The following is a 20780-nucleotide window of genomic DNA, read 5'->3' on the forward strand; positions in this document are numbered from 1 at the left end:
ACGGCGTTGCCATACAGTGTGTCATTTGAACCCTGCGCTGGCGCTGCCGCGCTGAAAAGAGGTGAGTCATAACAACATGGATATTAACAACAAAGCACGTATTCACTGGGCTTGCCGTCGTGGCATGCGCGAGCTGGACATCTCCATCATGCCGTTCTTCGAATACGAATACGACAGCCTGAATGACGCGGACAAGGCGCTGTTTATCCGCCTGCTGGAGTGTGACGATCCCGATCTGTTCAACTGGCTGATGAATCATGGCGCGCCGCAGGACGGCGAGCTGCAGAGAATGGTGACCCTGATCCAAACGCGAAATAAAGACCGTGGCCCAGTGGCGATGTGATATCCGCATTTCCTGGCGCACCCAGCTTTTTTCCCTGTTGACTCATGGCGTTCTGATCTTGCTGATCCTGATTTCGCCCTGGCCGGAAGGTTATGGCCCGCTTTGGCTGGTGCTGCTGACGCTGGTGGTGTTTCAGTGCATTCGTAGCCAGAAGCGCATCGCCGCAGTGCAGGGCGAGCTGCGGCTGCTGGCGGACCGGCGTTTCAGCTGGCACGGCCGAGAATGGCGGCTGGCGAAAAAGCCCTGGATGCCGGGCTACGGCCTGCTGCTGACGCTGCAGCCGATGGAAGGCAAAAAGCGCCGCCGGCTGTGGCTGGCTTCCGACTGCATGAGCAAAGAGGAGTGGCGCCACCTGCGGCAGCTGTTGCTGTATCCGCCGGCGGGTAACGGCGAGGAACCCTGATGAAACCCGTGCTCTGGTTGGTGGAGGATGAACCCAGTATTGCCGATACGCTGGTTTACACGCTGGAGAGCGAAGGCTTCGAAGTACGCTGGTTCGAACGTGCGGAACCGGCGTTGCAGGCGCTGGCGCAAGGCGCGCCCGCGCTTGCTATCCTCGATGTCGGTTTGCCGGATATCAACGGTTTTGAATTGTGTCGCCGCCTGCTGGCTCAGGCGGCTGACCTGCCGATTCTGTTTCTTACCGCCCGCAGTGATGAAGTGGATCGCCTGATCGGGCTGGAGATCGGCGCCGACGACTATGTCGCCAAGCCGTTCTCCCCTCGCGAGGTCAGCGCCCGGGTGCGCACCATTTTGCGCCGCCTGCATAAGCAGCAGCGCCTGCAACAGAGCGCGCGCTACCATTTCGGCGCTTTCACGCTCGACGAAGACGCGGCCACCATCTCCTACCATCAGCGGCCGCTGCCGCTGACCCGTTATGAATACCTGCTGCTGAAGACGCTGTTGTTGGCGCCTGGACGGGTGTTCTCGCGGCAGCAACTGATGGAAAGCGTTTGGGCGCAAGCGGAAGAAAGCCTGGATCGCACCGTCGATACCCACATCAAAACGCTGCGCGCCAAGCTGCGTGCGGTTGAGCCCGGTGAGCCGCCCATCCACACCCACCGCGGATTGGGCTACAGCGTGAGCCGCCAGCCATGAAAATTGGCCTGCGCCTGCTGCTGGGATATTTTCTGATCGTGGCGGTGGCCGGGTACTTCGTGCTGAGCATTTTCGTCCAGGAAGTGAAGCCCGGCGTGCGGCGCGCTACCGAAGGCACGCTGGTGGACACCGCCAACCTGTTGGCGCAAATCGCCCGTCAGGACATGCAGCGCGGCGATGCGGCGCATGGCCAACTGGCGCAGGCGTTCACGCAGCTGAACCAGCGGCCGATCGGCGCCAATATCTCCGGCATCCGCAAGGATCGCAGTGAATACCACGTCTATCTGACCGATGCCCAGGGCCGGGTCATTTTCGATTCTGCCGGCCGCGCGCAGGGGCAAGACTACTCGCGCTGGAATGACGTTTATCGGACGCTGCGCGGCCAGTACGGCGCCCGCAGCACCCGTAGCGATCCAGAAGATGAAAACAGTTCGGTGATGTATGTGGCCGCACCGGTGATAGAGCAAGGGCGTATTATCGGCGTGCTCACCGTGGGCAAACCCAACAGCACCATGGCGCCGGTGATCAAACGCAGCGAACGGCGCATTCTGTGGGCCGGCGCATTGCTGCTGGGGATCGCGCTGCTGATCGGGGCGGTATTCGTCTGGTGGATCAACCGTTCGATAGGCCGGCTGGTGCGCTATGCCGACGGGGTGGCGCAAGGGGAAAGCGCGCCGCTGCCCAAAGTGGGTGGCCGGGAATTGACGCAGCTGGCGCAGGCATTGGAGAGTATGCGGCTGAAGCTGGAAGGCAAAGCTTATATCGAACAATATGCACATACCCTGACGCATGAGCTGAAAAGCCCGTTGGCGGCGATCAGGGGCGCGGCGGAGCTGTTGCAGGAGCTGCCGCCGCCGGAGACCGCCCGGCGTTTTCTCACCAATATCGAGCAGCAAAGCGCACGCATCCAACAGCTGGTGGACAAACTGCTGGTGCAGGCGCGGCTGGAGAGTCGGCCAGACATGGAAACCGCGCCGATTGCGATCGCGGCGCTGGTCAGCCAGACGATGGCGGGCAAAGAGGCGCAGGCGACGCAACGCGGCGTCAGATTGCAACTGGAGGCGTTGGCGGAGGTGACGCTGAACGGCGATGCGTTGCTGATCAGCCAGGCGTTGACCAACCTGCTGGACAACGCGATCGACTTTACCCCGTCGGGCGGGGGCGTCAGCGTGCGAGGCGAACGGCGGGAACAGTATTACTGCATCAGCGTCTGTGACGACGGCAGCGGCATTCCTGACTACGCCCTCGATAAAGTGTTCGAACGTTTTTATTCGCTGCCGCGCGCCGAACGGCCGAAAAGCAGCGGGCTGGGCCTGAACTTCGTGCAGGAAGTCGCCCGTCTGCATCATGGCGGCATTCACCTGCGCAACCGCCGGCCGCACGGGGTGGAAGCGACTTTCATGTTATCGCTGTGACTTCACCTTCCCTTCACATAACCACATTCTGATTTCACTTGCGGGTTTTATCGTGGCCTTATTACCTACGAGGAGCGAGCATGATGAAATCGGTACTTTTCTGGAAAATAACCACGCTGCTGGGATTGATGGTGGTGATGTTGATCCCCATCGCCCAGCTGATGAGCGTGATCGACGAACGCAGCGGCTATCGGCAAAGCGTGGTCGGGCAGGTGGGCGAAAGCACCAGCGGGGCGCAGCGCGTGCTCGGTCCGTTGATTGTCATTCCCTATGTCGAACGCGAAGAGAAGAAAGACGAGAAAGGACAAACGGTAGTGCAGCGGGTGCAGCATTACCGCTATTTGCTGCCGGAGTCGCTTCAGGTACAGGGCGCGCCGAATGTGGAGGTGCGCAAGTTGGGCATTTATCAGACGCAGGTTTACCAGGGGCCGCTGAACTTCAAGGTGCGTTTCGGCCAGCCGGAGCTGACGGATTTGCAACGCGCCAACGTGACCGTCGGCCAGCCGTTCCTGCTGGTGGCGCTGAGCGACTCTCGCGGCATCAAGCGCATTTCCCCGCTGGCAATGCCGCAGCCGGTGGCGTTTGAGCCGGGCACCGGCGTGGGCTCGTTGCGCCAGGGGATCCACGCACCGCTGACGTTGACGGCGCTGCAACAAAAAGAGGGGCTGAACGCTGACTTTACCCTGACGTTGGCGGGCACCAGTAGCCTGTCGCTGGTGCCGCTGGGGCGCAGCAGCGAGCTGCAGCTGCAAAGCAACTGGCCGCACCCGAATTTCCTCGGCAACTTCCTGCCGGACGAACGCAAGGTGACGGAGCAAGGGTTTAGCGCTCGCTGGCGCAGCACCTGGTTTGCCAACAACATCAACAGTGCGTTCTATTACGACGATGCCATTATCGACGAGGACAAGCTGCCGGCCTTCAGCGCCAGCTTGGTCGAACCGGTCGATCACTACCAGCTGACCGAGCGCGCGGTCAAATATGCGCTGCTATTTATCGGGCTGACGTTTATGGCGTTTTTCCTGTTCGAAACCCTGACCGGGCTGCGGGTGCACCCGATTCAGTACCTGCTGGTCGGTGCGGCGCTGGTGTTGTTCTACCTGATTCTGCTGGCCTTCTCCGAACACCTGGGATTCGCTCCCGCTTACCTGGCGGCCAGCATCGCCTGCAGCGGACTGATCGGCTTCTATCTGAGCGCCGTACTGCGCGGCAAGCTGCGCGGTGCGCTGTTCGCCGCGAGCCTATTGTTGTTGTACGGCGTGCTCTATTTGCTGTTGCAGTCGGAGGATAATGCGTTGGTGCTGGGGGCCGGGCTGCTGTTCGCCATTCTGGCGGGCATTATGCTGTTGACGCGCAAACTGGACTGGTATCAGGTGGCCGATCCGGCGCGTTTGACCAAGGAAACGCCGGCCGGGGAAGACGAACCACGCTTCCGGCTGTGGAAATAAGCGAGGGGAATCGGGCGCGTTCAGCGCCCGATAGCGGCTACAGCAGCGGCTCCATCTCCAGCAGGATCTGTTCGCACCATTGCTGCAGGCGCTCTTCGCTCAGATCGTATTGGTTGACCTCATCGAGCGCCAGGCCGACGAAGTGTTTGCCGTCGGCGCTCAGCGGTTTGGGGCTGGTGAACTCGAAGCCCTCAGTTGGCCAGAAGCCGATGAACTGCACGCCCAGCGGCGCGATGTGATCGTGCAACATGCCCAGCGCGTCAAGGAACCACTCACCGTAACCGAGCTGATCGCCCATGCCGTACATGGCGACGATCTTGCCTTTCAGATCCAGCTCTGGCAACTGCGGCCAGATCGCTTCCCAGTCTTCCTGCAGTTCGCCGAAATCCCAGGTCGGGATGCCGAGGATCAGAATGGAATAGTCCTCCATCAGCTTGGGCGAGACGTCTTTCAGGTTGTGCAGGTCGACCAGGTCTTCACCCAGAATCTCACGGATTTTTTCTGCCGCCATCTCGGTGTAGCAGGTGCTGGAGCCGTAAAACAGACCAATCTTCATGTGTAAACCGTTACGTTGCTGTTTAGAGAATTGCAGCGAGTATACCTGATTTGCGTCGGCTTAAGGCATAATGGCGCGGGTGGAAATGCAACAAAGAGAGGACCGCGTGCAACAGCAAGACAATGCGCTGATTGAACAATTCCTGGATGCGCTGTGGCTTGAGCGCAATCTGGCGGAAAATACGCTGGCCTCCTACCGGCTGGATTTGCAGGCCCTGGGCGCCTGGCTTGGCCAGCAAAATACCACCTTGCTGCAGGCGCAGGCGTTGGATTTGCAGGCGTTTCTCGCCGAGCGGGTGGACGGCGGCTACAAGGCCACCAGCTCCGCGCGTTTGTTGAGCGCCATGAGGCGCCTGTTTCAATATCTGTACCGCGAGAAGCTGCGCGCCGACGATCCCACCGCGCAACTGGCGTCTCCCAAGTTGCCGCAGCGTTTGCCGAAGGATCTGAGCGAGGCGCAGGTCGATGCGCTGTTGCAGGCGCCCTGCGTCGATCAACCGCTGGAGCTGCGCGACAAGGCGATGCTCGAAGTGTTGTACGCCACCGGGCTGCGGGTTTCCGAGCTGGTGGGGTTGAGCATCAGCGACGTCAGCCTGCGCCAGGGCGTGGTGCGGGTGATCGGCAAGGGCAACAAGGAGCGGCTGGTGCCGCTGGGCGAAGAGGCGGTCTACTGGATCGAAAATTACCTGGAGCACGGCCGCCCATGGCTGGTCAACGGCCAGACGCTGGATGTGCTGTTCCCCAGCACCCGCTGCCAGCAAATGACCCGACAGACGTTCTGGCATCGCATCAAACACTATGCCATCCTTGCGGGCATCGACAGCGAGCGTCTGTCGCCGCACGTGTTGCGGCACGCGTTCGCCACCCATTTGCTGAACCATGGGGCCGATCTCCGTGTCGTACAGATGTTGTTAGGGCACAGCGATCTCTCGACCACGCAAATTTATACACATGTAGCGACCGAACGACTGAAACAGCTACATCAACAGCATCACCCGCGCGCCTGAGCGGCGGGTTCGAAAGGATTGGAACAATGAAAAAAGGTTTAATGCTGCTCTCTCTGCTGGTGGCTTCGGTGGCCGGCGCCGCCCATGCCGATGACGCGGCGATCAAAAAAGCGCTCGCCAGCCTGGGCATTCAGCAGGCGGACGTGCAGCCTTCACCGGTAAACGGCCTGAAAACCGTGCTGACCGACAGCGGCGTGCTGTACGCCTCCGAAGACGGCAAGCACATCCTGCAGGGCCCGCTGTTTGACGTCAGCGGCAAAGAGCCGGTCAACGTGACCAACCAACTGCTGGGCACCAAGATGGACGCGCTGAAAGATCAGATGATCGTTTACAAAGCGCCGAAAGAGAAACACGTGATCACCGTGTTCACCGACATCACCTGCGGTTACTGTCACAAACTGCATCAGCAGATGAAAGAGTACAACGATCTGGGCATTACCGTGCGTTACCTGGCATTCCCGCGCCAGGGGCTGGCTTCCCAGGCTGAAAAAGACATGCAGTCGATCTGGTGCACCGCCGACAAGGCCAAGGCGTTCGACGCCGCCATGAAGGGCGATGCCGTTTCTCCGGCGACCTGCAAAACCGACATCAGCAAGCATTACGAGCTGGGCGTGCAGTTCGGCATTCAGGGCACGCCGGCCATCATCCTGGAAAACGGCATGATGATCCCGGGCTATCAGGGGCCGAAAGAGATGGCCGCCATGCTGGATGCGCACCAGGCCGCCACCAAAGCCGGTGGTTAATCGCCGGTGAGTATTAAAACGCAACTACGCCGCCGCCCGGCGGCGGACGACACGCATCTGCCCGCCAGTTTGCCGCCGCTGCTGCGTCGGCTTTACGCCCTGCGCGGCGTGCAGGCTGAGCAAGAGCTGGAACGCGGCGTCAAGGGCATGCTGCCCTGGCAACAGCTGGACGGCATCGACGACGCCGTCGGCCTGCTGCAACAGGCGCTGGCCGACGGTCGCCGTATCATGGTGGTGGGCGATTTCGACGCCGACGGCGCCACCAGCACCGCGCTGACGGTGCTGGCGCTGCGCAGCATGGGCGGCGCAGCCGTCGATTATCTGGTGCCTAACCGTTTCGAAGACGGTTATGGCCTGAGCCCCGAAGTGGTGGAGCAGGCGGCGGCACGCGGCGCAGAACTCATTGTCACCGTCGATAACGGCATCTCCTCCCACGCCGGCGTCGACGTGGCGCACGCCAAGGGCATGCAGGTGCTGGTGACCGATCATCACCTGCCGGGCGAGACCCTGCCGGCGGCCGAAGCGATCGTTAACCCCAACCTGCGCGGCTGCGCCTTCCCGTCCAAATCGCTGGCGGGGGTTGGTGTCGCGTTCTACCTGATGCTGGCGCTGCGCGCCCGCCTGCGGGACAGCGGCTGGTTCGAGCAGCGCGCGCTGGCGATGCCCAATCTGGCGGAGCTGCTGGACCTGGTGGCGCTCGGCACCGTGGCCGACGTGGTGCCGCTGGATGCCAACAACCGTATTCTGGTGTATCAGGGGTTAAACCGCATCCGCGCCGGCAAATGCCGACCGGGCATCCGCGCGCTGCTTGAAGTGGCTAATCGCGATGCCCGCCAACTGGCGGCCAACGATCTCGGTTTCGCCCTCGGCCCGCGCCTCAATGCCGCCGGCCGGCTGGACGACATGTCTATCGGCGTGGCGCTGCTGCTGAGCGACGACATTGCGCAGGCGCGTATGCTGGCCAACGATCTCGATGCGCTGAACCAGACGCGACGCGAGATAGAGCAAGGCATGCAGGTGGAAGCCCTGCAGCTGTGCGATCAGCTGGAGCGCACCAGCACCGAGCTGCCTTACGGGCTGGCGATGTATCACCCGGAATGGCACCAGGGCGTGGTGGGCATCCTCGCTTCGCGCATCAAAGAGCGTTTCCACCGCCCGGTGATCGCGTTCGCACCGGCGGGCGACGGCATACTGAAAGGCTCCGGCCGTTCGGTGCCCGGCCTGCACATGCGCGATGCGCTGGAGCGGCTGGATATGCTGAACCCCGGGCTGATGATGAAGTTCGGCGGCCACGCGATGGCGGCCGGGCTGTCGCTGGAAGAGGCCAAATTCGACGAGTTCCGCCAGCGTTTCGGCGAGCTGGTGGGCGAATGGCTCGATCCGGCGATGCTGGAAGGGGTGATCTGGTCCGACGGCGAACTGGCGATGCAGGAGCTGTCGCTGACGACGGCGGAGCTGCTGCGCGAGGGCGGCCCGTGGGGCCAGGCGTTCCCGGAACCGACCTTCGACGGCAAGTTCCGCATCCTGCAGCAGCGGCTGGTGGGCGAGAAACACCTGAAGCTGATGGTGGAGCCGCTCGGCGGCGGCCCGTTGCTCGACGGCATCGCGTTCAACGTGGACACCACGCTGTGGCCTGACAGCAGCGTGCGCGAGGTGGAACTGGCCTACAAGCTCGACGTCAACGAGTTTCGCGGCAACCGCAACGTGCAGCTGCTGATCCAGCATCTTTGGCCGCGCTGAGGCGGAATTGACGTTCGTGCATCGGTAAGTGACTGGTGCACGAACGCTCATCAGTTTCGTGGTGAGATGATCAGGCTGGCGACCCCTTTCTGTTCGATAATTTCCAGCATTCTGAGTGCGGCTCCCTGGGGTTTTACCGCGTTACGTTCCCATTTTTGTACGCTGGTGGTCGACATGTTGACCACGGCCGCTAAATCGGCCTGGCTCAAGCCGAGCCGTCTGCGCAGCATTTTGATGCGTGCGCCGTCCATTTGATCATGCTGCTCACGCTGGGCATATTGTTCCTGCGCCTGTACTCGTGTGGCGATGTTGCGTACGGTATCGTCTGACACCGCACCGATCTCATTAAAACGCTGTGCCATTTTTTGCAGTCTGAGCAGGCGATTATCAGTCATCGCATTTCACCTCTCGCAAGTAGCCGCTATCGATGGCTCGTTTGATAATTTCCGGCGGCATGGCAAGAAAATCTCTGGCGAGCTCGCGATAGGTTGCCAATTCATCATCGTTGATTTCTTTTGCACCGTTCTGTTTTACGGTGTTTTTCAGCCATCCATCAATAAAATACTGATGACGACCGCGTTTAAACGCCACGATGGATCGAGCGCCACCCCGTTTACCCCGATTGAGCGAAATACGTTTCTTGTAGACGCCGCCGCCCAGATCGCCGTCATGGTTACCGTGTGCGAGTTCGTGAGCCGCGGTGCAAATCTTTTGATCGACGATGCGATTTTTCTTCATAAATTTGTCGAAATCATCCGTGACGAAAATGTCCATTTTGGCACCGCCTGTCCCTGTGAGTCATCATAGCGACTATAGTCTCAATGACCACATTGCTCAATACTTGAACAGCTTAGCGGCGTGAGGGGCACCGGTAATAAAACGCTGGTGAAATTCCTGCTCTTCCTGCCACCCGCTTTGTCGCCCGATCGCCACAAAAACTGACCAACTCGCTATAAACTGCCGCCCGGATCCGTTAGAATTAGCGGTTCCAATGGCATTCCGCCATCGACGACATCAACGTAAAAGAACGAAACCATGTTTGAAATTAACCCGGTAAAAAACCGAATTCAGGACCTGTCCGAGCGGACTGCGGTTCTTAGGGGGTATCTTTGACTATGATGCCAAGAAGGAACGCCTAGAAGAAGTCAACGCCGAGCTGGAGCAGCCGGACGTTTGGAACGAGCCGGAACGCGCACAGGCGCTCGGCAAAGAGCGCGCCGCGCTGGAAGCCATCGTTGAAACCATCGATCAGTTGGAGCAGGGCGGCGAAGACGTCGGCGGGCTGCTGGAACTGGCGGTGGAAGCCGACGATGAAGAGACCTTCAACGAAGCGGTCGCCGAGCTGGATCAACTGATGAGCAAGCTGGATCAGTTGGAATTCCGCCGCATGTTCTCCGGCGAATACGACAGCGCCGACTGCTACCTGGATATCCAGGCCGGCTCCGGCGGCACCGAAGCGCAAGACTGGGCCAGCATGCTGCTGCGCATGTACCTGCGCTGGGCCGAAGCCAAGGGCTTCAAGACCGAAGTGATCGAAGAATCCGACGGCGACGTCGCGGGCCTGAAATCGGCCACCATCAAGATCATCGGCGACTACGCGTTCGGCTGGTTGCGCACTGAAACCGGCGTGCATCGCCTGGTGCGCAAGAGCCCGTTCGATTCCGGCGGCCGTCGCCACACCTCGTTCAGCTCGGTGTTCATCTACCCGGAAGTGGACGACGATATCGATATCGAAATCAACCCGGCGGATCTGCGTATCGACGTGTACCGCGCCTCCGGTGCGGGCGGTCAGCACGTCAACAAGACCGAATCCGCCGTACGTATTACTCACCTGCCAACCAACATCGTGGTGCAGTGCCAGAACGATCGTTCTCAGCATAAGAACAAGGATCAAGCGTTTAAACAGCTGCGAGCCAAGCTGTACGAGTTTGAGATGCAAAAGAAAAATGCTGATAAGCAGACGATGGAAGACAACAAGTCCGACATCGGCTGGGGCAGCCAAATCCGTTCTTACGTGCTGGATGACTCCCGCATCAAGGATTTGCGCACCAACGTCGAAACGCGTAACACGCAGGCCGTACTGGATGGCGACCTGGATAAATTCATTGAGGCAAGTTTGAAAGCCGGGTTATGAGGAATAGAAATGTCTGAACAACAAGTACAGGGCGCCGATCAGGCGCTGGATCTCAATAACGAACTGCAGTCCCGCCGCGAGAAACTGGCCGGCCTGCGTGAGAACGGCATTGCGTTCCCGAATGACTTCCGTCGCGATTCCACCTCCGACAAACTGCACGCCGCGTACGGCGATAAAGACAACGAAGAGCTGGAAGCGCTGGGCGTAGAAGTGACCGTCGCCGGCCGTATGATGACCCGCCGCATTATGGGCAAGGCATCCTTCGTTACGCTGCAGGACGTGGGCGGCCGCATTCAGCTGTACGTCGCGCGCGACGATCTGGCTGAAGGCGTGTACAACGAGCAGTTCAAGAAGTGGGACCTGGGCGATATCCTCGGCGCGCGCGGCAAGCTGTTCAAAACCAAGACCGGCGAACTGTCGATCCACTGCACCGAGCTGCGTCTGCTGACCAAAGCGCTGCGCCCGCTGCCGGACAAATTCCACGGCCTGGCAGATCAGGAAACCCGTTACCGCCAGCGTTACCTGGACCTGATCGCCAACGAAGAATCGCGCAACACCTTCAAGGTGCGCTCGCAGGTGATGTCGGCTATCCGCAACTTCATGGTGGAACGCGGCTTCATGGAAGTCGAAACCCCGATGATGCAGGTGATCCCGGGCGGCGCGTCCGCGCGTCCGTTCATCACGCACCACAATGCGCTGGATATCGACATGTACCTGCGCATCGCGCCGGAACTGTATCTGAAGCGCCTGGTGGTCGGTGGCTTCGAACGCGTGTTCGAAATCAACCGCAACTTCCGTAACGAAGGCGTTTCTCCGCGTCACAACCCAGAGTTCACCATGATGGAACTCTACATGGCTTACGCGGATTACAAAGACCTGATCGAGCTGACCGAGACCCTGTTCCGCACCCTGACCGAGAAAGTGCTGGGCACCTCTCAGGTGCAGTACGGCGACGAAGTGTTCGACTTCGGCAAGCCGTTCGAGAAGCTGACCATGACCGAGGCGATCAAGAAATACCGTCCGGAAACCGATCTGGCTGACCTGGCCGACATGGGTAAAGCGGTGGCCATCGCCGAATCCATCGGCATCAAGGTTGAGAAGAGCTGGGGTCTGGGCCGCGTCGTGACCGAGATCTTCGAAGAAGTGGCGGAAAGCCATCTGATTCAGCCGACCTTCATCACCGAGTACCCGGCTGAAGTGTCGCCGCTGGCGCGCCGCAACGACGTGAACCCGGAAATCACCGACCGCTTCGAGTTCTTCATCGGCGGCCGTGAAATCGGCAACGGCTTCTCCGAGCTGAACGACGCCGAAGACCAGGCGCAGCGCTTCGCCGATCAGGTGAACGCCAAAGACGCCGGCGACGACGAAGCGATGTTCTACGACGAAGATTACGTTACCGCGCTGGAGCACGGCCTGCCGCCGACCGCCGGTCTGGGCATCGGTATCGACCGTATGGTGATGCTGTTCACCAACAGCCACACCATCCGCGACGTGATTCTGTTCCCGGCGATGCGCCCGCAGAAATAATCGCGTTTAGCGTGAAACCACCGGTGCGGGAAACTGCGCCGGTTTTTTTTCGTCTACGGGACTTAACCGCTTAAAACATCGACAGTTACGCGCCATCTCCGCTTGCCCGCCGCCGATAACCGGTTATAATGCCTGTCGCACACCGATGCGGGTGTAGTTCAATGGTAGAACGGCAGCTTCCCAAGCTGCATACGAGGGTTCGATTCCCTTCACCCGCTCCAAACACACCTCTACCAACGTCTACTAACCCCAGTAACGACAAGTATCCCGGTAAAATCTGGTTATCCCAATGTCTACACACATCGACCCAAATCTATACATCCATGTGTATAGTAATGAGTATGGGACGTTTGATTTACCTCGGAGCTATACACAATGCCCCTCACAGACCTTGAGCTACGGCGCTCCACGAGATCGGCAAAATGTAACTGGCAATACCTTCGAAGGGATAGCGCGGGAATGATACGGCAAGCGGCGCGTTCGCTGGTCCGAATCATATGCAGAAGAGATGATGAAAACGTTTGAGAGCGATGTATTTCCATACATCGGCCATCGCTCAATTGCTGATACTAGGCCAATGGAGCGTATGGGGACGTTTTCTAAACTAGACATGCTAGAGTTGCGCACAAGGGTTGCTACGGCACTAGCCGCAAAAGAACGACATCGACAGAGGATGAACGCACCGACATACCAGTGGAAGAAGTCAGAGGGTTCAAGATAGTGTTCGTTTAACTTATTGATTTTATTTTAATGATTATTAGGTGCAAAAAAAGATACCTCACAAGCGAAACAGAAAGCGATTCGGAAAATGATTTTTTTCCCCATGTAGAGGTGTATGGTGGTGTTGTTTGACGCACTACAAAGCCAGTGAAGGCATTTTAAGACAACTTACGGTGAACAAAACGGATGGTCTACGTTGAAAGATTACCACTAAGGTAATACACTTCACAAAAAAGAGAGGGGGGATTGGAAGGTCACTCTCATACCTAATGGACTGAAGAGCCTTGCGTTGTTGAGGATTAATTATGAAATTTGTAACTATACAGTCGTCAGCACTGCCGGAAATAACGGAGCTTGTCAAAGAGTGTGTGAACCTCGGACAGTGGTTGCTTTTTAAGGCACATTCTGATGATGCTAATGTTTTTTTCTATCTTAAAACAGACAAAGATCTATATGCTTTAGGTAAGAGTGGGAAAGTTTTGACATCAACTCCTGTGGAAGGTGTTGAAATGAATGAGTTATATTATTTCTCTGATATACCTAAACCAATTTCCCTGAGTAATGCTATTGTATTTAAACATTGATTTATTAATATGTAGAGTTACAAAGGGGGGCTGCTTATGAAATTAAGAAGTCAAAGAACAAAGTGGATCTTGTTTTTATCAAGTTCAAATACTGCTCCAGAGTTCCGACACGTAGTTGATCTTGTATTCGGTTTAATGTGCTTGGAGCGTTCGGGGGTCCGTCCTCAAGATATATTTATTTATATTGATGGACCAACTGACCTTCTGGAAAAGGTTTTTTCACTAGGAACGATAAATCAATATAAAATCAAATCTTCCGAAGATTTTTTCGACGATTCGACACAAAATGTATATGAAAACTTAGTGATGTTTATCACTGGTCATGGCAGCCCCAATGGTATTGATGCTGTTGAAGACATTACACCTAATAGACTTGTCAGTACTTTAAAGAATATACCTGGTCTGAATAACGCAATTGTATATCTAGGGCAGTGCTTTGCGGGGCTATTTAATTATGTCAATGCGGCGAAAGGTAAAGAAGGTGTTGATATCATTTTTATTGGTGCAACAAACCTTCATGAAAGCCTTAGCCATCCAACGTCAGAAGACTTCATCTCTGGCCCCTTTCCTTGGCCTGCCAACCTGTTTTTGCTACATGTATTTAAATGGATTTCCTCCCCCACTGATGTAGACGGTGATGGACGGGTAACGGTTATGGATTCTTATAAATATGCAGGTGTTCATGCGAATATGCATAATAAGCAGTTTAAAACTCAAAGCTTCATTGATATGTTAGATCAGCATCAGGCATACAAAGTACTGCATGAAAGAGTTCAAGCCCCCACAGGAGATCCAAGTATAGATATGGATAATCAACTCAACTTAGAGGCAGCACATAGTAAATATCAAAATAGTCTTTCTGCACATTATGTTCACCAAGAGTGTTGGATTTTGAACTCAATTCCTGCTCAGCGAATTGAGTTTTAGAATTGAGTTTTAATTATTGCTGATTCAAGATATGTTTCTTTTTTAGCGTGGAACATCCTATTTTTATTGGCTTTGAGTATCAACTGGAAGTGTTTTGTGTGTGAGTGTAGGTTTTCTTAAATTATTATTGATTGTTATATAAAGATATTTTTCCTTTTTTTTTAGCCTTAAAAATAAATAAAACGTATTTTCAGTTAATTATTCTAAAATAAATGTAAAGAGTTTATAGCGTCTATATTTTTCAAAAAATCCCATGGTGAAAGAAGAGCACCAAAAACTAGTGTTAAGAATAACAAACCTACGTGAGTGGGATTTTATTTTGCTATCTGTAATGCCATAAATTATGGGGTGCTAATTTCCTTATGCACTGGGTATAAGTGCCCACATGTATCATGATACTGGCTAACGACTTTTTTGTTTTGGTGTCATCAATAACATGTTGATTTATATAGTTAATTGTGTTATTTACGCCCGCAAAATGAGAAGGGTTGATCTCGACCTCTCATTTTGGTCGTTAGTGAGCAGAAATGAGGGGAGACGGAGGGTTAACTCGTCTTTTTTATGGAGTCTAAAAACTCGCACTTCAGCTGATTGGACACAACAAAACCACTCTACGATCACCCTAAGGTCATACCAAGTTTGCACTAATGTACGCAGACCTGTACGAACTAAAACGCCATTTCTAAAATACTTACCCAATGAGTAGTGCAAGATTACAGCAAGGTTTTTGGCAGAGCGCAAAAATGCACGGCGGTAAGATTACGGTAATATGATTTTGGAAATGATTGCGTTAAATTGATAAGGAGTATCATGTAGGTGAACAAAGAAATATGATGCGCACTCATCTGTGGATGCGAATAAATTCGCATCCCTAGTGTACTGAAAGACTAATACTAGATTGTTGTCGCAAATATAAGATTAACTATTATGCCGCGACGTTGGGTTAGCCAGTATACGTTGAGAAGCAGTAACGAAATTTCTAACTGATTGCCAAGATTCTTAGTAGCAAGGTTGACCACTTTATGGAGTCATAAATCAACGCACTGATAACCGGTTTCGTGCCATGTACATCACCCATGTCGGATCGTAGTTTTTGCATAACAAACGCGGCTTGGTTTAATGAGCCATCGATGTTTGCGGATAGGGGTTTATAGTCAGACTCTGTCCATCCGATCTCGGCTAGTTCACGTATAAGACGATCTTTCACCTGCAGAGCATCGATCGATCTCTTGATTCGCTCTTGAAACGATGCTTTCCCTACATCACCTAGACCATATCTTTTGTAAATATCATTAGTAACTGCATCCAGGGCGCCACAGGCTGCCGATAGCGCGCCACTTAAATCACCATCTCGTAGTCTACTGGCTGCTTTTTGGATATCCACATGAGCCGATTCGGGGATTTCTGCCAGCTCTGCGATATCGAAAATTTCAATTGGGATGAGATATGTGCCGGAGAATTTCCAGCCTATACGAGAAAGCACTCGATCTATTTCGGCGATGGTTTCGGGCTTGCGGCGCATCATTTCTTCGCAACAGATGGAAACGAATACGTTGCGACGTTTCTCATCCATCAAAGCAACCTGCTTATCAATTGCGCTCAGAAGTTGAGACTTTGAGGCGCCATTCTGCGGCTTTTGTTCAAGGTTAGCTAGGGAAGACATATCCAAATCTCCATATCCGACGATCTGCTTTATGTCACCAAAACTGAATTTATCGGTCAAAGTAGAACGAATCGGTCCCCATGGAATCGTTTTTATTTCTTTAAACATATATTATCCCTTTGAACTAACATTGACAGAACCTACATTTTTCATGTGTATTGGTTCAGCTAAACCCAAGTACGGTGTTGCCTGGAGACTCGTGAACCAACCGAGCTGACATATTTTCTGTATATATACACATTATGCCAATTCAGATCTTTCGCCCTTCCAGATGGCATTTGTAAGCAGTTCCGCCATGTTCGCCAATAAGCCAATCTACAGCTTGTCCTGAAAGTCGATTAATTGACACGTTTGACACTAACCCCCAATTTTTCTTATCCCTTGAGCCTTCTATTTTGTACTCAATGCTCTTGTCGGTGATGGTCGGGTGTACGACTCTGAACCACGTATCATCCCGGCCCCGTGATTCACCGTCTATGTCAACGATCACTGCCTCAGTAAACCAAGCCGTGGTCTGCATGTTACTGACGCATGCATTACCGGAATCTACTCGAATGTCGAAACATAGTTGATTTTGTGACAAATATGGTGCAGGCCAAATACCTGTAGCGGTTTGATCATTTGCATTTTGCGGTTCACATACGATAAGGGATGGTTCTGATGCCATCGCCGGTAGGCTTATTAATAGGGTATATATAACAGACTTATAATTCATATTGTTAGCTATCTGTATCGATGATTAAAGTATTGTAGAGTTATAAAGTGGGTTGATAACTTTGGTCAAGCGTTGTGCAGTCTTGGGTACTTGAGTAGGCAGCCAGAAGCCAGGGCAAGTTTTACCTAATATATTTCGTTCTGTCTGGCGTCAGCAGTTCAGAGCGCTCTCACTTTGGCCATTGAGACAGGGAAGACGTGAGAACAGAGGCCCAAGCAAAAACTAATGTGTATAGAAATGTGTGTAGTTTGGTTTTTTTAAAGTCAGAATTACCCAGTTTTACTGGGTTTGTGGTTCTGGGTTCTACTCCCTTCACCCTCCAAAAACTCACTAAGCATCACCCCATTGAGCTATAACCGTTTTCAGAAAAGCTGATTCTCAACGATTGCATCACCGTTTGGTGTGGGTTGACGTGTGAGACGAGCAAGCCGCTGGTCTGGCATCTTACCGCGATAACACAACGCGCCATCCAGTCCTGATGCGGGTGTGAGCCACCGTCGCTGCCCACACCGCGTTATTGCCGCTTAACTCCACTTCTGTTTGGCCCCGGAGGGGGGGAGATTGTCCGTTTCTTCGCAGGAGCGATCGCATTCTTTCGGCAGCAGGAAGGTGATACTTCCCGCCAGCAGCAGCGATGCCGCCAGCGCGCAAACCGCGACGTTCTGTCCGTACACATAAATCATGACGCCTACCAGATAGGGGCCGCAGAACCCACCGAGGTTGCCCAGCCCGTTGATCACCCCGCGTGCGCTGCCCGCCACTTCTGCCGTCGCAATGCGTCCGGGAATTGACCAGAAGGGGCTGGTCGCCGCTTTAAGGAAGAAGCCGCACACCACCAACGCGATATAGGCGGCCACCACGTGCTCATGCAGGATCACCGAGGCTATCAGCGCCGCCGCAAAACAGTACAGGGAGATCCTGACCCACAAACGGCGTTTACCGCTGCGATCGCTGAACATCGAAATCACATAAATCCCCGCCAGAGTGGCAACAAACGGCAGGATCGCCAATACCCCAACATTGGCCATGCTGCCACCGGTCAGGTTTTTCAAGATGGTGGGCAGCCACAACGTATATCCATAGTCTCCGGTCTGGTAAAAGAAATTCAGCACGACCAGGCGCATTAATCCCTTGTTGCGAAACACCGCTTTTAACGGTGCTTTTGCCGCCGGCACCATCCCTTCTCGCGCTTTGCTCTCCCGGGCCAGCTCGGTTAATAAATAGTCGCGTTCCTTCGCCGGCAGCCAACGCGCCTCTTCCGGGCGGTCACTGATCACCAGCCACCAAATGGCCAGCACCACGACCGACAACAAGCCTTCGATAATGAACAGCCAGCGCCAGTCGAGAGTGGCAATAATCGCGCCGGAAACTGGGGCGGTCAGCATCCCCCCTAGTGGGGCAAACATCATGACAAAGGCATTGGCCCGGCCCAGTTCTTTTTCCGGGAACCAATTGCTGACCATGGTCAGCACGACGGGCAACATTCCTCCTTCGGAGATCCCGAGAATAAAACGCAGCACGAGCAGCTGATACTGATGGGTGACAAAGCCGGTGGCGATAGAGACAATCGCCCAGGCCACGAGCGACCAGGCGATAAAACGTTTCCCGCTACCGTAAACCGCAAGTCGTCCGCCAGGGATTTGCAGAAATAAATAACCAATAAAAAATATCCCACTGGCCACGCCAGCCATTTGGCTGGTAATACCTAAATCCTGTTCCATGCCGCCCGGCAGAGCAAAGCTGATATTAACGCGATCCATAAATGAAATAATGCAGGTGACAAGGATCGGCGCGATAACCCGCAGCCAGCGAGTTCCTGGTATTTTATCGGTCATAGTAATGCCTCGATGATATCCGCCACGATAAGCGGATATTTTGTTAGGCTGAATAAAAATGATGGTGCGCCATTCAGGCGATCATTTTTATTGAATTAAGCCAGGAATATCCTGATGGGAAAAATAACCTGCGAGATTATCCAAAACGGATTGGCTCATTCCCTGGCGGGTTTCTACGGTAGCGCTGGCCACGTGGGGCTGAAGCAAAACATTCTCGAGCGCAAAGAACGCTGTCGGGACATGGGGCTCGTTTTCAAACACATCCAGAGCGGCCCCGGCGATAACATGATTTTGTAACGCCTTTATCAGCGCCGCCTCATCGACCAGGCTGCCGCGGGCGATATTGATAAGCCAGGCACGATCGGGCATGGCGTTAAATACGCTGGCATCAATAATCCCGCGGTTTTCCGCACTGCCAGATGCCGCGATCACCAGGAAATCACTCTGCGCTGCGAGCGTGTGCAGATCGGCGCACCACGGGTAATCCAGGTCGTCTTTGCGCCGGCGGTCAGTATACAGGATGGTCATATCGAAGCCTTTCGCCCGGCGGGCGATGGCTTGGCCAATATTCCCCATGCCAAAAATACCGATGCGCTTACCGCTCACTTTGGTCGCCAGCGGTGGCGGCGTCGTTTCCCAGCGGCCTTCGCGTACAAAACGGTCTCCTTGGCAGAGGCGGCGGCTGGCGGACAGCAAGAGCCCCATCGCCAGATCGGCCACATCATCGGTCAGCACGCCGGCGGTGATCCCGACGCTGATATGGCGTTCCCGGGTGTAGTTGAGGTCGATAGCGTCGGTTCCCACGCCAAAAACAGCAATCATGCCCGCCTGCGGCAGCTGCTCCAGCGTCTCCCGGGTTACCCCCACGTCGCCACGGGTGACCACCGCCTGAACGTCTGCGCCATGGCGAGCCAGGAAGGCTGGAATATCTGATTGTTCATAGAGACGGAATACCCGGTAACTGGCGTCCAACGCGGCCTGTAAAGCATCCATCACCGGCGCGATAAGTAAAATGGTAGGTTGAGTGTCAGTGTGCATCGTTGCGATCCTGTCTGAAAACAATAGGGGATATTCTGTATCAGACGTTTTTTTACCGCTTATTATTGCGATCTACATCACGCCAAAGAGTGTTAAAAAAGCATGTTACTGCTGGCGTGATCTCGTGTGCAATTTCGTGGCTTCTGTCGATTATTATCGGGGGCGATAGCCCGTTATGCCCGTAGGCGGAGAGTGTGAAATCGGTCGATTCTGGTGAAAAGGGTGAATAGCCAGTGATTTTCTGCCGTGGATCACAGGATAAGTAACGCTGTTTCGTAACACTTAATTAAGTGACTTTTGTCACAGTTTTAAACGGCTAAAAACCGTGAGATAGGCCATGACTTATTTCACCATGCCGAATGGCCTTTCAGGTGGAGTTTACTCACAGTGGTGATAGGTTGTAAATATTAGAAACAAAGCGGTTTGCTTTGTTGTTTATTCATAGTGGCGCCCGTAGAACGATCTAATAGTGATTCTGCCGTAATTACGCCGAGATTGCGTGTTGCCATAACACTATCCAACCATTGTTTTTGTCGGTGAAATACCGAGCCGATATTGACCAGAGAAAATATTATGGTTATTGATGCTTTAACCACTGCCGTAAATAATAGGTTCTATCCGGCGGCCATCCGTAAAATGCTGGCCAGTATTATTGAAAATGAGCCGTACAATTTACCTGTCGGGCACTATCAGGTGCAGGGTAAACAGATGTTCTTTAACGTCGTTGAAGGGGAAACCAAACTATTGGCCGACCAGAAGCCAGAGTTTCATCGCCAGTATCTGGATATCCATCTTGTCCTGGAAGGGAAAGAAGTGATTGGCGCCGGGGTTCTGGGGCTACCTCTGCCCCTGAGTGAGCCGTTTAACGAGGCGCACGATCTTGGGTTTAGCCCGGCGATCCCCGGTGAGACTCTCATCCACCTGCAACCCGGTGAACTGGCTGTTATCTTCCCGGGTGAGTTGCACCGCCCGATGAGTACCTGCACGGCACCGGCAGCTCTGCGTAAAATTGTGGCGAAAATCGACTGCGCCCTGCTGACGTAGCAAGACGTTCAGCGGCGGCTGGTATCGCGACTTCAGGCTGCCCGGCGGAAAGCCTCGCTCATCCGCTGTCTGCAGCGATTCCGAAGAATACGCCTTTCCCGTCAAAGCCATAGCCCCTAATTTTTAAAGATTGAGTTGGGTTGAATAAATTTACGGCAGAGATTACGCCGTATTATTTACAGGGATATTTTCTTCAGGTTCACATTACATCCTTAAAGGCCGTGAGTTTACCTCTGTAGTCGATGTA

19 protein-coding genes, 1 tRNA gene and 1 pseudogene are annotated in these 20780 nt (G+C 54.5%); 15 read left to right on the top strand and 6 right to left on the bottom strand.

From position 1 onward, the window contains the following. The first annotated feature begins 76 nt into the window (after positions 1–76). The 5 genes from sdhE to creD all read left to right on the top strand — a co-directional run bounded on the left by sdhE (position 77) and on the right by creD (position 4301). Positions 77–343 (top strand): FAD assembly factor SdhE, encoded by a 267-nt coding sequence (gene sdhE / locus QMZ29_RS04075; protein WP_004931679.1) that lies wholly within the window; start codon positions 77–79, stop codon positions 341–343. Then, entirely contained in the window at positions 324–746 is a 423-nt protein-coding gene (locus QMZ29_RS04080) for a protein YgfX (protein ID WP_025304123.1), read from the top strand. The genes sdhE and QMZ29_RS04080 overlap by 20 nt, the downstream gene beginning before the upstream one ends. Continuing rightward, complete coding sequence (creB, locus tag QMZ29_RS04085) at positions 746–1441, top strand: two-component system response regulator CreB (protein WP_025304122.1); 696 nt, start codon at positions 746–748, stop codon at positions 1439–1441. Before QMZ29_RS04080 ends, creB begins: the two co-directional genes overlap by 1 nt. Next, positions 1438–2856 (top strand): two-component system sensor histidine kinase CreC, encoded by a 1419-nt coding sequence (gene creC / locus QMZ29_RS04090; RefSeq protein WP_261426819.1) that lies wholly within the window; start codon positions 1438–1440, stop codon positions 2854–2856. The genes creB and creC overlap by 4 nt, the downstream gene beginning before the upstream one ends. An 80-nt stretch (positions 2857–2936) precedes the next feature. After that, a complete protein-coding gene (gene creD / locus QMZ29_RS04095; protein WP_197769867.1) occupies positions 2937–4301 on the top strand; it encodes a cell envelope integrity protein CreD in 1365 nt (454 codons plus the stop codon). Positions 4302–4338: 37 nt separating this feature from the next. Here creD and fldB read toward each other — a convergent pair whose 3' ends face one another. Beyond that, positions 4339–4857 (bottom strand): flavodoxin FldB, encoded by a 519-nt coding sequence (fldB, locus tag QMZ29_RS04100; RefSeq protein ID WP_025304119.1) that lies wholly within the window; start codon positions 4855–4857, stop codon positions 4339–4341. Between the two features lie 85 nt (positions 4858–4942). Between fldB and xerD the strand changes: the two genes are divergently transcribed. The 3 genes from xerD to recJ are packed head-to-tail and all read left to right on the top strand — an operon-like array spanning position 4943 to position 8346. Beyond that, the gene (gene xerD, locus QMZ29_RS04105) at positions 4943–5863 is read left to right on the top strand and encodes a site-specific tyrosine recombinase XerD (RefSeq protein ID WP_154747450.1); all 921 of its coding nucleotides are present in this window, start codon (positions 4943–4945) and stop codon (positions 5861–5863) included. A 26-nt stretch (positions 5864–5889) separates the two neighbouring features. Beyond that, the gene (gene dsbC, locus QMZ29_RS04110) at positions 5890–6606 is read left to right on the top strand and encodes a bifunctional protein-disulfide isomerase/oxidoreductase DsbC (protein ID WP_025304118.1); all 717 of its coding nucleotides are present in this window, start codon (positions 5890–5892) and stop codon (positions 6604–6606) included. Positions 6607–6612: 6 nt separating this feature from the next. Continuing rightward, complete coding sequence (recJ, locus tag QMZ29_RS04115) at positions 6613–8346, top strand: single-stranded-DNA-specific exonuclease RecJ (protein WP_016929971.1); 1734 nt, start codon at positions 6613–6615, stop codon at positions 8344–8346. 50 nt (positions 8347–8396) lie between these two features. Here the strand turns inward: recJ and QMZ29_RS04120 are convergent, their stop codons facing one another. After that, on the bottom strand, positions 8397–8741 hold the full coding sequence (locus QMZ29_RS04120) for a helix-turn-helix domain-containing protein (protein ID WP_197765181.1): 345 nt from the start codon (positions 8739–8741) through the stop codon (positions 8397–8399). Beyond that, positions 8734–9120: a type II toxin-antitoxin system RelE/ParE family toxin gene (locus QMZ29_RS04125; protein WP_049296187.1), complete on the bottom strand. Its 387-nt coding sequence runs from the start codon at positions 9118–9120 to the stop codon at positions 8734–8736. Before QMZ29_RS04125 ends, QMZ29_RS04120 begins: the two co-directional genes overlap by 8 nt. A gap of 261 nt (positions 9121–9381) precedes the next feature. Between QMZ29_RS04125 and prfB the strand changes: the two genes are divergently transcribed. From prfB to QMZ29_RS04155, 6 genes and pseudogenes are all read left to right on the top strand, one after another. Beyond that, positions 9382–10480 (top strand): peptide chain release factor 2 gene (gene prfB, locus QMZ29_RS04130; RefSeq protein ID WP_096242572.1). Its coding sequence is split into 2 segments (ribosomal slippage): positions 9382–9456 and positions 9458–10480, totalling 1098 coding nucleotides; the frame shifts between segments, so codons are not numbered across the junction. 9 nt (positions 10481–10489) lie between these two features. Further along, positions 10490–12007: a lysine--tRNA ligase gene (lysS, locus tag QMZ29_RS04135; RefSeq protein ID WP_004931697.1), complete on the top strand. Its 1518-nt coding sequence runs from the start codon at positions 10490–10492 to the stop codon at positions 12005–12007. Positions 12008–12154: 147 nt separating this feature from the next. After that, a tRNA-Gly gene (locus tag QMZ29_RS04140) sits at positions 12155–12228 on the top strand. 260 nt (positions 12229–12488) lie between these two features. Then, positions 12489–12728: pseudogene (locus QMZ29_RS25810) on the top strand (phage integrase central domain-containing protein); the annotation flags it as partial. 304 nt (positions 12729–13032) lie between these two features. Next, the gene (locus QMZ29_RS04150) at positions 13033–13311 is read left to right on the top strand and encodes a hypothetical protein (protein ID WP_282995038.1); all 279 of its coding nucleotides are present in this window, start codon (positions 13033–13035) and stop codon (positions 13309–13311) included. 36 nt (positions 13312–13347) lie between these two features. Further along, entirely contained in the window at positions 13348–14238 is an 891-nt protein-coding gene (locus tag QMZ29_RS04155; protein ID WP_282995039.1) for a hypothetical protein, read from the top strand. 979 nt (positions 14239–15217) lie between these two features. On the opposite strand, the gene QMZ29_RS04160 is transcribed toward QMZ29_RS04155, so the two are convergent. The 3 genes from QMZ29_RS04160 to QMZ29_RS04170 all read right to left on the bottom strand — a co-directional run bounded on the left by QMZ29_RS04160 (position 15218) and on the right by QMZ29_RS04170 (position 19489). Then, complete coding sequence (locus tag QMZ29_RS04160) at positions 15218–16009, bottom strand: hypothetical protein (RefSeq protein ID WP_282995040.1); 792 nt, start codon at positions 16007–16009, stop codon at positions 15218–15220. Between the two features lie 1131 nt (positions 16010–17140). Beyond that, positions 17141–18451: an MFS transporter gene (locus tag QMZ29_RS04165; protein ID WP_261426883.1), complete on the bottom strand. Its 1311-nt coding sequence runs from the start codon at positions 18449–18451 to the stop codon at positions 17141–17143. Positions 18452–18538: 87 nt separating this feature from the next. Further along, positions 18539–19489: a 2-hydroxyacid dehydrogenase gene (locus QMZ29_RS04170; RefSeq protein WP_049208196.1), complete on the bottom strand. Its 951-nt coding sequence runs from the start codon at positions 19487–19489 to the stop codon at positions 18539–18541. Between the two features lie 573 nt (positions 19490–20062). On the opposite strand from QMZ29_RS04170, the gene QMZ29_RS04175 reads away from it, so the two are divergent. After that, positions 20063–20533 (top strand): NanQ anomerase/TabA/YiaL family protein, encoded by a 471-nt coding sequence (locus QMZ29_RS04175; protein ID WP_197836024.1) that lies wholly within the window; start codon positions 20063–20065, stop codon positions 20531–20533. Positions 20534–20780: the final 247 nt, after the last annotated feature.

The organism is Serratia sp. PF-27 (genome assembly GCF_030053255.1).
In the GTDB taxonomy this organism is placed as follows: domain Bacteria; phylum Pseudomonadota; class Gammaproteobacteria; order Enterobacterales; family Enterobacteriaceae; genus Serratia; species Serratia bockelmannii.